Source organism: Arthrobacter sp. TJ-265, assembly GCF_058269135.1.
This window is the reverse complement of record NZ_JBZCND010000001.1, coordinates 1,454,533-1,469,204: the sequence shown is the minus strand read 5'-3', so window position 1 is coordinate 1,469,204 and position 14,672 is coordinate 1,454,533. Positions and strand designations below refer to the sequence as shown.

Annotated in this window: 13 protein-coding genes; 4 read left to right on the top strand and 9 right to left on the bottom strand. The window is 70.9% G+C overall.

From position 1 onward, the window contains the following. Nucleotides 1-74 precede the first annotated feature (74 nt). Nucleotides 75-890 (top strand): triose-phosphate isomerase, encoded by an 816-nt coding sequence (tpiA, locus tag AC4D2E_RS07055; RefSeq protein ID WP_490952086.1) that lies wholly within the window; start codon nt 75-77, stop codon nt 888-890. Between the two features lie 53 nt (nt 891-943). Next, a complete protein-coding gene (gene secG / locus AC4D2E_RS07050) occupies nt 944-1,195 on the top strand; it encodes a preprotein translocase subunit SecG (protein ID WP_043445180.1) in 252 nt (83 codons plus the stop codon). Between the two features lie 92 nt (nt 1,196-1,287). On the opposite strand, the gene pgl is transcribed toward secG, so the two are convergent. The 6 genes from pgl to tkt all read right to left on the bottom strand — a co-directional run bounded on the left by pgl (nt 1,288) and on the right by tkt (nt 9,599). Further along, a complete protein-coding gene (gene pgl / locus AC4D2E_RS07045; RefSeq protein ID WP_490952085.1) occupies nt 1,288-2,106 on the bottom strand; it encodes a 6-phosphogluconolactonase in 819 nt (272 codons plus the stop codon). Further along, a complete protein-coding gene (locus AC4D2E_RS07040; protein WP_104164822.1) occupies nt 2,096-3,040 on the bottom strand; it encodes a glucose-6-phosphate dehydrogenase assembly protein OpcA in 945 nt (314 codons plus the stop codon). Before AC4D2E_RS07040 ends, pgl begins: the two co-directional genes overlap by 11 nt. Next, on the bottom strand, nt 3,037-4,581 hold the full coding sequence (zwf, locus tag AC4D2E_RS07035; RefSeq protein ID WP_490909267.1) for a glucose-6-phosphate dehydrogenase: 1,545 nt from the start codon (nt 4,579-4,581) through the stop codon (nt 3,037-3,039). The genes AC4D2E_RS07040 and zwf overlap by 4 nt, the downstream gene beginning before the upstream one ends. A gap of 2 nt (nt 4,582-4,583) precedes the next feature. After that, the gene (locus tag AC4D2E_RS07030; protein WP_490952084.1) at nt 4,584-6,233 is read right to left on the bottom strand and encodes a phosphoglucose isomerase-related protein; all 1,650 of its coding nucleotides are present in this window, start codon (nt 6,231-6,233) and stop codon (nt 4,584-4,586) included. A gap of 5 nt (nt 6,234-6,238) precedes the next feature. Further along, nucleotides 6,239-7,348: a transaldolase gene (gene tal, locus AC4D2E_RS07025; protein WP_490952083.1), complete on the bottom strand. Its 1,110-nt coding sequence runs from the start codon at nt 7,346-7,348 to the stop codon at nt 6,239-6,241. A gap of 64 nt (nt 7,349-7,412) precedes the next feature. Beyond that, nucleotides 7,413-9,599, bottom strand: coding sequence for a transketolase (tkt, locus tag AC4D2E_RS07020; protein ID WP_490952082.1), 2,187 nt, complete (start codon nt 9,597-9,599; stop codon nt 7,413-7,415). A gap of 342 nt (nt 9,600-9,941) precedes the next feature. Here tkt and AC4D2E_RS07015 point away from each other — a divergent pair, with 342 nt between their 5' ends. Continuing rightward, nucleotides 9,942-10,886 (top strand): heme o synthase, encoded by a 945-nt coding sequence (locus tag AC4D2E_RS07015; protein ID WP_104164833.1) that lies wholly within the window; start codon nt 9,942-9,944, stop codon nt 10,884-10,886. Nucleotides 10,887-10,978: 92 nt separating this feature from the next. After that, nucleotides 10,979-11,878 carry a dihydrodipicolinate synthase family protein gene (locus AC4D2E_RS07010; RefSeq protein ID WP_490952081.1) on the top strand — a complete coding sequence of 300 codons (900 nt, stop codon included), beginning with the start codon at nt 10,979-10,981 and terminating at the stop codon, nt 11,876-11,878. Between the two features lie 26 nt (nt 11,879-11,904). Here AC4D2E_RS07010 and AC4D2E_RS07005 read toward each other — a convergent pair whose 3' ends face one another. From AC4D2E_RS07005 to AC4D2E_RS06995, 3 genes are read right to left on the bottom strand one after another with little or no spacing between them, the layout of a single operon-like run. Further along, nucleotides 11,905-12,876 (bottom strand): COX15/CtaA family protein, encoded by a 972-nt coding sequence (locus tag AC4D2E_RS07005; RefSeq protein ID WP_490952080.1) that lies wholly within the window; start codon nt 12,874-12,876, stop codon nt 11,905-11,907. Between the two features lie 4 nt (nt 12,877-12,880). Further along, a complete protein-coding gene (locus AC4D2E_RS07000) occupies nt 12,881-13,666 on the bottom strand; it encodes an ABC transporter permease (protein WP_490952079.1) in 786 nt (261 codons plus the stop codon). After that, nucleotides 13,663-14,607 (bottom strand): ABC transporter ATP-binding protein, encoded by a 945-nt coding sequence (locus tag AC4D2E_RS06995; protein ID WP_258069659.1) that lies wholly within the window; start codon nt 14,605-14,607, stop codon nt 13,663-13,665. The genes AC4D2E_RS07000 and AC4D2E_RS06995 overlap by 4 nt, the downstream gene beginning before the upstream one ends. Nucleotides 14,608-14,672 lie beyond the last annotated feature (65 nt).

The following is a 14,672-nucleotide window of genomic DNA, read 5'->3' as shown; positions in this document are numbered from 1 at the left end:
CAGGAATGGCGGGATCCGCACGGCGTTTGCTGCGCGGATCCCGCTGCCATGGAACGAACAGATGGAGTACCACGATGACCACCTCGACCAACGGCGTCTTCGACCGCCGCCCGCTCATCGCGGGCAACTGGAAGATGAACCTCGACCACATGCAGGGCATCACCTTCCTGCAGAAGCTGGCCTGGACCCTGACGGACGCCGGCCACGACTTCTCGCGCGTCGAGGTGTCGGTCTTCCCGCCGTTCACCGACCTGCGTGGCGTCCAGACCCTGGTGAAGGGTGACACCCTCGACGTCGTGTACGGCGGGCAGGACCTCTCGCCGGAGGACTCCGGTGCCTACACCGGTGACATCTCGGGGCAGTTCCTCGGCAAGCTCGACTGCACCTACGTGCTCGTCGGCCACTCCGAGCGCCGGACCATCCACTCCGAGTCGGACGAGCTGCTCAACCGCAAGGTGCATGCGGCCTACCGCCACGGGCTGGTCCCGGTGCTGTGCGTCGGCGAGGGACTCGAGGTCCGCCAGGCCGGGACGCACGTGGAGCACACCCTCGAGCAGTTCCGCCAGGGCGTCGCGGGACTGTCCGCCGAGCAGGCGGCAAGCCTCGTCGTCGCGTACGAGCCCGTCTGGGCGATCGGCACGGGAGAGGTGGCCGGTCCCGAGGACGCGCAGGAGATGTGCGCGGCCCTCCGCGCCGAACTCGGCTCGCTGTTCGACCCCGAGACCGCCGCGAAGACCCGCCTCCTGTACGGCGGATCCGTGAAGTCGGCCAACGTGGCGAGCATCCTGCGGGAGCGCGACGTGGACGGCGTCCTCGTGGGCGGTGCGAGCCTCGACGTATCCGAGTTTGCTAGTATTGTCAGGTTCGAACAGCATCTGGTGACAGACTAAGTTCCGTGCGCCGGCCGCTCCATCGAGCGGCTACCGAGCCTTGAAAGGGCCCCGTGGAAATCCTTCGTATCATCCTGCTCGTCCTGCTCGGGATCACCAGCCTCCTGCTGACCCTGCTGATCCTGCTCCACAAGGGGCGCGGCGGTGGCATGTCGGACATGTTCGGCGGCGGTATGACCTCGAGCATGGGATCCTCCGGAGTGGCCGAGCGGAACCTCAACCGCTTCACCGTGGCGCTCGGGCTGGCATGGGGCGTCGTCATCGTCGCCCTCGGCCTCATCCAGCGGTTCGCCGGCGAGTCCTAGGGACTCCCGCACTCCCCGTTCGACGACGAAGCCCCCGCTTCCAGCTGGAAGCGGGGGCTTCGTCGTCGGGGCGACCCATCGGTCCAGTCGTCTCAGTCGGACGTCTCGTCGTCGTCGTGGTCGATGAGGCGACCGGGCAGTTTCTGGGCGGCGTCCTGGTCGATCAGCCACAGGGTCTTCTTCAGGCCCCGCGCTCCGGCGGCGGGAACCTGCACGTGTCCGGCCCCGGCCAATGCCAGGCCCACCGCGCCGGCCTTGTCGCTGCCGCTGACCGACAGCCACACCTCCTGCGCCGTGTTGATCGCCTCGAGGGTCAGCGAGACGCGCTGCGGCGGCGGCTTCGGCGCATCGGCGACACCCACCGTCGTCGCGCCGCGCGTGCGGATCCCGGCGAGCTCGGGGAAGAGGGACGCCACGTGCGCATCCGGACCGACGCCCAGCAGGAGCACGTCGAAGCGGGGCAGGCGGGGATCGGGCTGCACGAGGTCCTCGTCCGCGGCGCGTTCCGCCTGGGCAGCGGCTGCCAGCTGCTCGGCGTAGTCGACGGCGGCGCCGTCCTCGTCGGGGAACTCGTCCTTCGTGCCGAACTCGTGGATCTTCACGGGGTCGACGGCGATGCGGTCCAGCAGGGCCGTGCGCGCCTGGACGGCGTTGCGCTCGGGGTCCTCGGCCCGGAGGAAGCGCTCATCCCCCCACCAGAAGTGCACATTGGCCCAGTCCACCGCGGAGTGCGCCGGCGACTGCGCGACGGCCTCGAGGGCAGCGGTGCCGATCGAGCCGCCGGTGAGCACCACCGTCGCCGTGCCCCGCTCGCTCTGCACGTCCACGAGGCGCGTGATCAGCCGCGCGGCGACGGCCGCAGCCAGGGAGCCCTGGGTGGGATGGATACTGACTTTCGGTTCAGCGCTCACTCGTTCGTACACTCCTCAGGTTGGTCCGGGCAAGGCCCTCGGTGATGACTTCGCCGAACACCTCGTCGGGGTCGAGGCGCCGCAGCTCCTCGGCCAGGCAGTCCCGCAGTCCGCGGCGCGGCAGGGAGATGCGCTGGACGGGCTGATGCGGCTGGTACAGCTCCGCGACGTCGTGGCCGGGGCGGTGCAGTTCGATGTCGCCGCCGCTCCGTGTCAGGCGCACGCGCTGGAGGCCGGTGCCCGTGGGTCCGGCGACGATGGTGACGGGGGCGTCGAGGGCCTTCGTGAGCCAGGCCGCCAGCAGCACGGTGCTGGGGGAGTCGCACGCTCCCTCGACGGTGACCGCGGTGACGGGCTGGTCGCCCTGCAGCTGGTCCAGGACGGCAGCGAGCTGGATGCGCCAGTTGGTCAGGCGGGTCCAGGCGAGGTCCGTGTCGCCCGCCGCATAGGTGCTGCTGATGTTGAACAGCGCCGCCGTCGGGTCCTTCTCGTTGGCCGAGTCGGTGATCCGGCGGTGCGCGATGCTGCCGATCGAGGTCTGCGACGCGGCGTCGGGCACCCCGTGGGGCCACCAGGCGACGATCGGCGCGTCGGGCAGGAGGAGGGCTGAGACGAGCGACTCGTTCTCCTCGGAGAGCTCGCCGTAGCCGCGCAGGACGACGACCTCCGACGCCCCGGCGTCGCCGCCGACCCTGATCTGGGCGTCGAGGCGCGTCGGCTCGTCGGGGGACTCCCCGGCGAGGACGATGATGCGGCAGGGATGCTCCCGGCTCGCCTGGTTGGCGGCGTCGATCGCCTCCTCCTCGTAGCCGGAGCGGGTGATGACCACCAGCGTCAGCACGCGCCCGAGCGCGACGACGCCCCCGCTGTCCCGCAGGGCCATCAGTTCCTTCGACACCTTCGAGGTGGTGGTGTCGGGCAGTTCCACGATCATGGCCTTCTCCAGGTTCGTCCATCGGCTGCGAGCAGCTCGTCGGCGGATGCGGGTCCCCAGCTGCCCGGCACGTAGGCCTCGGGCTGCGCGTCGAGCGAGGCCCAGTACTGCTCGAACGGGTCGAGGATCTTCCAGGACAGCTCCACCTCCTGCTGGCGCGGGAAGAGCGGAGGCTCGCCGAGCAGGACGTCGAGGATGAGGCGCTCGTAGGCCTCGGGGCTCGACTCCGTGAACGAGTGGCCGTAGCCGAAGTCCATGGTGACGTCGCGGACCTCGGTCTGCGTGCCCGGGACCTTCGAACCGAAGCGGATGGTGACACCCTCGTCCGGCTGTACGCGGATGACGACGGCGTTCTGCCCGAAGTCCTCGTCGTGGTGGTCCTGGAACAGCAGGTTCGGTGCCCGCTTGAACACGACGGCGATCTCCGTGACCCTGCGGCCGAGCCGCTTGCCGGCCCGCAGGTAGAACGGCACCCCGGCCCAGCGGCGTGTGTGGATGTCCAAACGCAGCGCGGCGAAGCTCTCGGTGGTCGAGTCGGCGGGGATGCCGTCCTCCTCGAGGAACCCGTTCACACGCTCCCCGCCCTGCCAGCCGGCCTCGTACTGGCCGCGGGCCGACCGTCCGGTGAGATCCGAGGGCAGGACGACGGCGGCGAGGACCTTCTCCTTCTCGGCGCGCAGGTGGTCCGCGTCGAAGGAGATCGGCTCCTCCATCGCCGTGAGCGCGAGGAGCTGGAGCAGGTGGTTCTGGATGACGTCGCGGGCCGCCCCGACGCCGTCGTAGTACCCGGCCCGGCTGCCGATCCCGATGTCCTCGGCCATGGTGATCTGCACGTGGTCGACGTAGTTCGCGTTCCAGAGCGGCTCGAAGAGCTGGTTCGCGAAGCGCAGCGCGAGGATGTTCTGGACCGTCTCCTTGCCGAGGTAGTGGTCGATCCTGAACACGGAGTCCGGGGGGAACACCTCCTCGACGATGGCGTTCAGCTCGCGGGCGGACTCGAGGTCGTGGCCGAAGGGCTTCTCGATGACCACGCGGCGCCACTGTCCGTCGTCGGGCTGCGCCAGACCGTGCTCCGAGAGCTTCTGGCACACCGTCTCGAACGCGTTCGGGGGGATGGACAGGTAGAAGGCGTGGTTGCCGCGCGTCCCCCGGCTCTGTTCCAGCTCCTCGATGGTCTCCCGGAGGTTCTTGAACGCCTCGTCGTCGTCGAAGTTGCCCTGGACGAAGCGGATGCCCGCGGAGAGCTGCTCCCACACCGTCTCGTTGAACGGTGTCCGGGCGTACTGCGTGACGGACTCCCGCACCTGCTCCACGAACTCGTCGTTGGACCATTCGCGGCGGCCGAAGCCCACCAGGCCGAAGCTCGGCGGCAGGAGCCCCCGGTTGGCGAGGTCGTAGATGGCGGGCATCAGCTTCTTGCGGGCGAGGTCCCCCGTCACCCCGAACAGGACGAGGGACGAGGGACCGGCGATCCGGCTCAGCCGCCGGTCGCGCGGATCCCGCAGGGGGTTGGCGGCTCTCGCCGTGGTGCTGTCAGGCATGCTCACCCGTTCTCGTGGTGACCCTCGCCGGATCCGGTGAGGGTGGAAATGGCGTCCCGGAGCTGTGCGACACCCGCCGTGCGGTCCGTCAGATGGAGGCGGAGCACGGGGCGGCCGTGGTCCGCGAGCACCTGGGCGTCCCCGGCGGCCTGCGCCGTGATGAGCTCCCCGAACGTGAAGGGGCGCTCGGGGATCGCGAGGTCGGCGCCGGCCACGCCGGTCAGCTGCAGGTACACGCCGATCGGCGAACCGCCCTTGTGGTACTGGCCCGTCGAGTGCAGGAAGCGCGGGCCCCAGCCGAAGGTGACCGGCCTGCCCGTGACGGCGGCCAGCGGGGCGCGGACGCCTTCGAGGTCCGCCTGGCCGTGACGGTCCAGGTAGGCCTGCACGGAGAGGTAGCCGTTCTCGGGCAGGGTGGCGAGCAGCGCCCGGAGCGCCTCGGCGACCGTTGTCGAGGAGCCGAGGAGCTCGGCGTCCCCCCGGACCTCGACCGCCCCGTCGACGAAGGCGGCCGGGGCCGGCTCCGGCTGGGCGTCCAGCAGGCCGCGCGCGGCCGTCTTGGCGGCCTCGACGTCGGGCTGGTCGAACGGGTTGATGCCCAGCAGACGGCCGGCGACGGCGACCGCGTACTCCCAGACGAACATCTGGCTTCCGAGGGCGCCGCTGACGGTGACGCGCGTGCCCTCGGCGAGCTCGTCGCCGGGGGCCTCGTCGATGGGGGCGAGGACCACGGGGAGGACGTCGTCCGCGACGTCCGCCAGTTCCGGGGCGTCGCCGGCGGCGACGACGGGGAGCAGGCCGGTGCCGAGCTTCCCGGTCGATTCGGCGATGAGCTGTTCGGCCCAGTCGGCGAAACCTGGCAGCCCCGAGCCGGCATCCGCGAAGACGATCTTGTCCCGCAGGGGGAGGGTCCCGCCCAGGACGGCGCCGAGCTGCAGACCCACGTTGTCCTCGACGTCGTCGCCCAGGAACTCCGCACTGTCCTCCGCGTCGGTGAGCAGCGTCTCGATGTCGGCACCCGCCAGGCCGGACGGCACCAGGCCGAACGCGGTGAGGGCCGAGTAGCGGCCGCCGACCTCGGGGTCGGCGGTGAAGACCTTCCGGTAGCCGGCCTTCCTCGAGGCCTCGTCCAGGGGCGACCCCGGATCGGTGACGATGACGATCCGCGAGGCCGCGTCGATGCCGGCGTCCGTGAACGCCTGCTCGAACACCCGGCGCTGCGAGTCGGTCTCGACCGTGGAGCCGGACTTCGAGGACACGACGATCGCCGTGCGCTGCAGGTCCTCCTCGAGGGCTGCACGCACCTGATCGGGGTCGGTGGCGTCCAAAACCACGAGCGGGACGCCCGCTTCCTTCGTGATGACCTCCGGCGCGAGCGAGGATCCGCCCATGCCGCACAGCACGATCCGGTCGACGCCCTCGGCCGCGAGGTCGGCGCGGAGCGCCGTGATCTCCGGCAGGAGGGCGCGCGAGCCTTCGAATAGGTCGATCCACCCGAGGCGGACCGACGCCTCGGACTCGGCGTCGGTGCCCCACAGCGTCGCGTCCTTCGCCATCAGGCGGGAGGCGAAGCGGTCCTTCACGAGGGCCGGGACGGCGGTCTCCACGGCTGCGAGTGCGGCACCGGTGGCGGTGAGAGCGAAGGAGCCCATGGGGATCAGCCCTCCGCTGCGTCGAGGGCGGCCTGCACGGTCTCGAGGAGCTCGGTCCAGCTGGCCACGAACTTGTCGAGGCCCTCGGTCTCGAGCTGCTCGACGACCTCGTCGTAGGAGATGCCGATCGCGTCGAGCCGGTTCAGGGTCTCGTTGGACTCGTCGTAGGTGCCGGTGACCGTGTCGCCCTCGATGACACCGTGGTCCGCCGTGGCCTCGAGGGTCTTCTCGGGCATCGTGTTGACCACGTGAGGTGCGACGAGGCCGGTGACGTAGAGCGTGTCCGGGAGGTTCGGGTCCTTGACCCCCGTCGAGGCCCAGAGGGGGCGCTGCGCGTTCGCCCCTGCGGCCTCCAGGACCTGCCAGCGCTCCGAGGAGAACTGCTCCTGGAAGATCTGGTAGGCGAGCCGGGCGTTGGCGAGGCCGGCCTTGCCCTTGAGCGCCGTCGCCTCGTCCGTGCCGATCGCATCGAGGCGGGCGTCGATCTCGGCGTCCACCCGCGAGACGAAGAAGGACGCGACCGAGGTGATCTTCGAGAGATCGTGGCCGTTCTCCCGGGCCTGCTCGAGGCCGACCATGAAGGCGTTGATGACGGCGCGGTAGCGCTCGAGGGAGAAGATCAGGGTGACGTTGACGCTGATGCCGGCGGCCAGGGTCGAGGAGATCGCCTCCAGACCCTCGACGGTCGCCGGGATCTTGATCAGGACGTTGGTGCGCTGCACCTTGGCGTGGAGCCGCTTCGCCTCGGCCACGGTGCCCGCGGTGTCGCGGGAGAGCCGCGGGTCCACCTCGATGGACACGCGACCGTCGGCACCGTTGGTGCGCTTGGCCTCCGCGGCGAAGATGTCGCAGGCCTGGGCGACGTCGTGGGTGGTGATGTCGAAGACGGCCTGGTCGACGTCGGCTCCGGCTTCGGCGAGGGCGCCCACCTGGGAGGCGTAGGACTCGCCCTTCTTGAGGGCCGCCGCGAAGATGCTCGGGTTGGTGGTGACGCCGACGACGTTGCGGTCCTCGATGAGGTGCTTGAAGGCGCCCGAGTTGATGCGCTCCCGTGAGAGGTCGTCGAGCCAGATGGAGACGCCGGCGGCCGAGAGATCAGCTGTGGGGGTAGTCATGGTGTGTGCTCCTTGTCCGCTGCCGCGGAAGATGTGTGCTGGACGGTTGGAACGGGTGGGGTGGTTACTGCTGGTCGCCGGTCTCGGTGGCGCGGTGGCCCGACGGCAGGGCCGGGGAGCCGTTGGGCGCCAGGGGATCGGCGGCGACAGCCTCCAGGGAGTCCTTCGCCGCCGCCACGACGGCGTCGGCGGTGATGCCGAACTCGCGGTAGAGGGTCTTGTAGTCGGCCGAGGCACCGTAGTGCTCGAGGGACACGATGCGGCCGGCGTCGCCGACGATCCCGTGCCAGCTCTGCGCGACGCCCGCCTCGACGGACACGCGGGCCCGGACGGTGCGGGGCAGGACGCTCTCGCGGTAGCCGGCGTCCTGCGCGTTGAACCATTCGAGGCACGGCATGGAGACGACGCGTGCCGCGATGCCCTGCGCCTCGAGGGCCGTGCGGGCCTCCACGGCGAGCTGGACCTCGGAGCCCGTACCGATGAGGATGACGTCGGGGGAGCCGTTCGTCGCTTCGGCGAGCACGTAGCCGCCCTTCGCGACACCCTCGGCCGAGCCGAACGTCCCGCCCTCGGCGGCGCCCTCGCCCCGCTCGTAGGTGGGGATGTTCTGGCGCGTCAGGACGAGCCCTGCCGGGTTCTCCGTGTTCTCCAGGATGGTGCGCCAGGCGACGGCGACCTCGTTCGCGTCGCCCGGCCGGACGACGTCGAGCCCGGGGATGGCGCGCAGCGAGGAGAGCTGCTCGACGGGCTGGTGCGTGGGGCCGTCCTCGCCCAGGCCGATGGAGTCGTGGGTCCAGACGTAGATCGCCGGGACGCCCATGAGGGCGCCGAGGCGTACGGCGGGACGCTGGTAGTCGCTGAAGATGAGGAAGGTGCCGGAGAAGGCGCGGGTGCTGCTGTGCATCACGATGCCGTTGACGATCGCCGCGGCGGCGTGCTCGCGGATGCCGAAGTGCAGCACGCGGCCGTACTGGTTGCCGGACCAGGACTTGGTCTGGCGGCTCTCGGGGATGAACGACGGCGACCCCTCGATCGTGGTGTTGTTCGACTCCGCGAGGTCGGCGCTGCCGCCCCACAGTTCGGGGAGCGCGGGGCCGATCGCGGTGAGGACCTTGCCGGACGCGGCACGGGTGGACATGTCCTTGCCCGCCTCGAACGTCGGCAGGGACGCCTCCCAGCCCTCGGGGAGCGTGCGGGCCTGGATGCGCTCGAGCAGAGCCGTCTCCTCGGGGTGCGCGGCCGTCCAGGCGTCGAAGCCCTCCTGCCAGGCGCTGTGCGCCTCGGAGCCGCGACGGACGACGCCGCGGGCGTGCTCGAGGACCTCGGGGTCGACGTCGAAGTGCTTCTCCGGGTCGAAGCCGAGGGCCTCCTTGAGGGCTGCGACCTCGTCCGAGCCGAGGGCCGAGCCGTGGATCTTGCCGGTGTTCTGCTTGTTCGGCGCCGGGTACCCGATGATGGTCCGCAGCGACACGATGCTCGGCCGGGAGGTCTCGTTCTTCGCCGCGACGAGCGCGGAGTACAGCTCCGCGACGTCCTCCACGTAGGCGCCGGTCTTCGTCCAGTCCACGCGCTGCGTGTGCCAGCCGTAGGCCTCGTAGCGCTTCAGGACGTCCTCCGTGAAGGAGATGTCGGTGTCGTCCTCGATGGAGATGTGGTTCTCGTCGTAGAGCACCACGAGGTTGCCGAGCTGCTGGTGGCCGGCGAGCGAGGACGCCTCGGACGTCACGCCCTCCTGCAGGTCGCCGTCGGAGGCGATGACCCAGATGGTGTGGTCGAAGGGGCTGGTGCCCGCGGGGGCGTCGGCGTCGAACATGCCGCGCTGGCGGCGCTGGCCGTAGGCGAAGCCGACGGACGTCGCGAGACCCTGGCCGAGCGGACCGGTGGTGATCTCCACGCCCTTGGTGTGGCGGTACTCGGGGTGGCCCGGGGTGAGGGAGCCCCACGTGCGCAGGGCCTTCAGGTCATCGAGCTCGAGGCCGTAGCCCGACAGGAAGAGCTGGATGTAGAGGGTGAGCGAGGTGTGGCCGGGGGAGAGGACGAAACGGTCGCGTCCCGTCCACTCGGGGTCCGAGGGATCGTGCCGCATGAGCTTCTGGAACAGGAGGTAGGCCGCCGGCGCGAGGCTCATGGCCGTTCCCGGGTGTCCGTTGCCCACCTTCTCGACGGCGTCCGCCGCCAGGATGCGGACCGTGTCGACCGCCTTCTGGTCGAGTTCGGTCCAGGTCAGTTCCTGCTCTTGCGTCTGCGGCACGTTTCCGGGCCCCTCTCAGTCCGGAACGGCCGGCGACGGGGACGTGCCTTCAGGCACGCCGTCGGGCTGGCCGTTCACCATTGAATGCTGCGGTTGTCGAGCCCGTCGGGACAGCACTGCGCCGGGACCGCTTGTTCCGGGCACACTTCCGCAGCGGGCTTTCCAACCCACACTATCCCGTCCGGCCCGTCACGGGACGTGGGTGTCGAACAAAGTCGTCCAGCACGATCCGTGGTGGCGCGGAGGGCCTGATGGACGGGATCCCGCCGCCGATTTCTACAGGGCGTAAAAGGGTATGATGGACCTTGTCTTTTACCCCGGAAAAAACGAAAGTGTTGCCTTGTGAACACCCAGCAGGCTCCTGCTCCGGCACGTTCCCCGCAGGCCCGTCAGGGTTTCGGTCGCAAAGCGAAGGCCTATCTGGCGCTGACGAAGCCTCGCGTGATCGAACTTCTCCTGGTGACCACCCTTCCCACCATGATCTTCGCGCAGGGCGGGTTCCCGCCGGTCGGCCTGATCCTGGCGACCATGATCGGCGGCGCCCTCGCGGCAGGGAGCGCCGGGGCGTTCAACTGCTACATCGACCGCGACATCGACAAGCTGATGCACCGCACGGAGAACCGACCCCTGGTCACCGGTGAGGTCACGCCGCGGGAGGCGCTCGTCTTCTCCTGGATCCTCGGCGTCGTCGCGATCGCCGTGCTCTGGTTCGGGGCCAACCCGCTCGCCGGCATGCTGGGCGTCGCGGCGATCTTCCTCTACGTGGTGGTCTACACGCTCGTCCTCAAGCGGCGCACGTCGCAGAACATCGTCTGGGGCGGAGCAGCGGGCTGCATGCCCGTCCTCATCGCCTGGGCCGCGGTCACCAACGCCGTCGAGTGGCCCGCCGTCGTGCTGTTCCTCATCATCTTCCTGTGGACGCCCCCGCACTACTGGCCCCTGTCCATGAAGTACAGCGACGACTACAACGCCGCCAACGTGCCGATGCTCGGGGCGATCGCCGGGGCCCGCGCGGTCTCCGTCCAGGTGGTCCTGTACGCCTGGGCCATGGCGGCCTGTTCGCTCCTGCTGGTCCCGGCCGGCGCAGGCTGGGTCTACACGGTCGCCGCGGTGGCGGGCGGCGCCTGGTTCATCCGGGAAGCCCACCGGCTGCACTCGCTCGCCCACCGCGGAGAGCTGCACCCGAAGGCCGCGATGAAGGTCTTCCACGGCTCGATCAGCTACCTCACGGTCCTCTTCCTCGCCCTCGCCATCGACCCCTTCGTCGGCCCGGCAGTCCTCGCCTGAGGCGGCACCGCCGACTCCCGGGTGCCGGTCACGGGGACCGGATCCCGGCAGTGCCGGCACGGATCGGCACTGCCGGCCCTAGGCTTGCACCCATGGACTTCACAGGCCTGATCGCCTACCCCCTCACCCCGTTCCTGCCGGACGGCTCCGTCTCCTACACGGACCTCCGCATCCTCGTCGACGGACTCTCCTCCTCCGGCGTCGACGCCCTCGCGGTGCTCGGCTCCTCCGGGAGCTTCGCCTACCTCGACCGCGGCGAACGGGCCCGGGTGGCGCGCACCGCCATCGAGGCCGTGGACGGCAGGCTCCCCGTGGCCGTGGGCATCAGCTCGGTCGGCACGCGCGAGGTGCTCGAGGCCGCGACGGACGCGCAGGCCGCCGGAGCGGCCGGCCTGGTACTCTCACCGGTCTCCTACGTACCGCTCACCGACGACGAGGTCCTGGCGCAGGTCCGCGCGGTGGACGACGCGACGGATCTGCCGATCTGCCTCTACAACAACCCGGGCACCACGCAGTTCGACTACTCGCTGCAGGTGGTCGCCGAGCTGTCGTCGCTGCCGGACGTCGTCGCGTTCAAGGACACCGCCGCGGACGCCGGGACCTTCAATGCCCGGCACTCCGCACTGTCCCGGCTCGTCACGGCACCGTTCAGCCACGGCGTGAGCGGGGACCTCCTGATGATGACCGGCGAGGTGTCGGCCGATGCCTGGCACAGCGGGCCGGCGGCGCTGCTGCCGAACTACTACGCCCGGCTCCGGGCGGCCGTCGTCGCCGGTGACCGGGCGGAGACCGAGCGTGTCCGGCGAGTCCTCGCGCCCCTCGTGGACCACGTCGCGGGACTGCGCAGGATCAGCGGCCTGCACCTCCTGGCCCGCGCCTGCGGCATCGCCGCGGGGGATCCCCGCCCGCCCCTGCTGCCGAGCCCGGGCTCCGAGCTGCGCGAACTGGGACGGCTCCTCGACGTCCTCGAGGCGGAGTTCGACGACGACTGACCCGGACGTGGGGTGCGGCGCTTCCGCTAGGAGACGGCCTGCGGCACCCTGGTCGCGGCCGCCGTGCCCGGCAGGGTCCGGGTCGTGGTCCCGGTGTACTGCGCGTGGACGGCCGCGGACATGAGCAGCGACGCGCCGAGCATATGCAACGCCACGAGGGCGATGGGCAGGTGCAGGAAGTGCTGGACGTACCCGATGGCGCCCTGCACCAGCACCACCGCGGCGAGCAGCACCACGGCCCTGCGCAGCTTCGCGTGGACGCCGGCCCGGTAGGCGACGACGACGGCGAGGGCCACCGTGGCGACCAGCAGGTACACCGGGAGGGTGTGCAGGCGCGTCATCAGGTCTGAGTCGAGGCCGTTGCGGGCGGCACCGTGGTCGCCGGCGTGCGGGCCGGATCCCGTCACGACGACGCCGAGCAGGATCGTGATCGACGTCAGCACGGTCGAGGTCAGGAGCAGCTGGCGCAGCAGCGGCGGCGCGGCGGGCGGGCGGGCGGTCCGATACTGCTCGGTGTCGATCCGCGCACGGTTGACGAGCACCGTCGCGACGGCCACGAGGATCATGGAGACCACGAAGTGGAGGCCCACCACCCAGGGGTTCAGGTCCGTCCACACCGTGATGCCGCCGATGACCGCCTGCGCGGGGATGCCGAGGAAGAGGCCGATCGACAGGCGGAACAGGTCCTTGCGCTGCCGCCGCATGCCGAGCACGGAGACGATCATGGCCACGGCGATGACGACGAGCACGAAGGTCAGGAGCCTGTTGCCGAACTCGATGACGCCGTGGAAGCCCATCTCCGGTGTGGTGACGATCGAGTCGGCCGTGCAGCGCGGCCACTCCGGGCAGCCGAGTCCGGACGCGGTGAGGCGTACGGCCCCGCCGGTCACGACGATCGCGATCTGCGAGACGAGGGAGGCGACGGCCAGCCGTCGCACCACAGGGGTGGTGGTGCGTGGGAGGGCGCCCGTGAGGCGGGAGAGCGCGGGAAGAGTCATGCTGTCAGCTCCATTTGAACCAGCGGATGGCCGCCAGGCTAGCGAGGGCGGCCCAGGCCAGGAGCACGAGGCACGCGATGGGATCGAACACGCCGTCCACCAGGGCGCTCCGGAGGCCGTCGCCCAGGGCGGCGGAGGGGAGCACCGAGATGTACGGTTCGGCAGCGTCGGGCAGGCTGGCCGCCGGGATGATCACGCCGCCCGCCGCCGCGAGCAGGATCCACACGAGGTTGGTGACCGCGAGCGTCGCCTCGGGGCGGAGCGTTCCGGCGACGAGGAGCCCGAGCGCGGTGAAGGCTGCCGAACCGAGGAGCAGCAGCAGGGCCGCGGGCAGGATCCCCGCCGGCTCCGGCGTCCAGCCCATCAGGGCTGCGGCACCGCCGATCACGACGAGCTGCACGGCGAGGACGACGGCGACCGCGACGGCCTTGCCGAGGATCAGCCCCGACCGGCCGAGCGGCGTCGTGGACAGGAAGCGCAGGACGCCGTAGCGGCGGTCGAATCCCGTGGCGATGCCCTGGCCCGTGAAGGCCGTGGACATCGTGCAGAGGGCGAGGACGCCCGGAGCGGCGACGTCGATCCGGTCCGCCCCGTAGGCGTCCAGCAGCGGCGTGATGACCAGCGCCGCGAGCGCCAGGAGCGGCAGCACGATCGCGAGGACCAGCTGCTCCCCGTTGCGGAGCATCGCCAGGGCCTCGTACGCGCCATGGCGCAGGACCCGGGTGGGCAGCGGGGCCGCGGCCCCGCGGGCCGCCGGGGTGCCGGCGGGGACCGGTGCGGAGAGGGTCATCGGATGCTCCGTCCGGAGATGTCGAGGAAGACGTCCTCGAGCGAGCGCGGTGCCATGGAGATGCCCGTGGGCATCACGCCGCAGGCGACCCACCACCCCGCCAGGCGGGCGACGTCGTCGGCCGTGAGCGGTCCGCGGAGGACGTACTGTCCCGGCTCCGTCTCACGCTGGAGCAGATGGGGGAGGAGATCGGGCGGGAACGACAGCCCGGGCACGGTCTCGAAGCGCAACTCGCGCGCGCCGTCGGCGTCGGCCGTGAGCTCGGCGACCGTGCCCTCGGCGACGGTGCGGCCGCCCTCGAGGATGTAGACGTAGTCGGCGAGTCTCTGCGCGTCGTCGAGCAGGTGTGTGGTGAGGATGACGGCCAGGCCGTCGGCACGGAGTTCCCTGATGAGCTCGAACACGATGGTGCGGGACTGCGGGTCGAGGCCGGCGCTCGGTTCGTCGAGGAAGACCACTTCGGGGCGTCCCACGAGGGCACAGGCGAGGGCGAGGCGCTGCTTCTGCCCGCCGGAGAGGCGCCGGATGGAGACGGCCCCGAACTCGTCGAGGCCCAGGCGCTCCGCCAGGGCGTCGACGGGCAGGGGATCGGCGTACATGGACGCGACGTGGCGCAGGAGGGCCAGCGGGCGCACCGACGGCGGGAGTCCGCCGTCCTGCAGCATCACCCCGACGCGCGCCCGCAGGTGCGGCGTGGCCCGGGAGGGATCGGCGCCGAGGAGGCTGACCCGGCCGCCGTCGGCGCGCTGCAGGCCCTGCGCGCATTCGAGGGTCGTCGTCTTGCCGGCGCCGTTGGCTCCCAGCAGGACGGTCACGGCGCCGTGCTCGGCCCGCAGACTCACGCCGTCGAGCACGCGGACCATCCGGCCGTCGAGGGCCCCGACCGGGCCGAAGTCCTTGACGAGACCATCGATCTCGAGGGCGGGGGAAGATGTCGGCACCCGATTATTCTACGGCAGGTAGTAGGCGGGACGGCCGGCCCGATGGGTAGCCTCGCCTAAGTGGT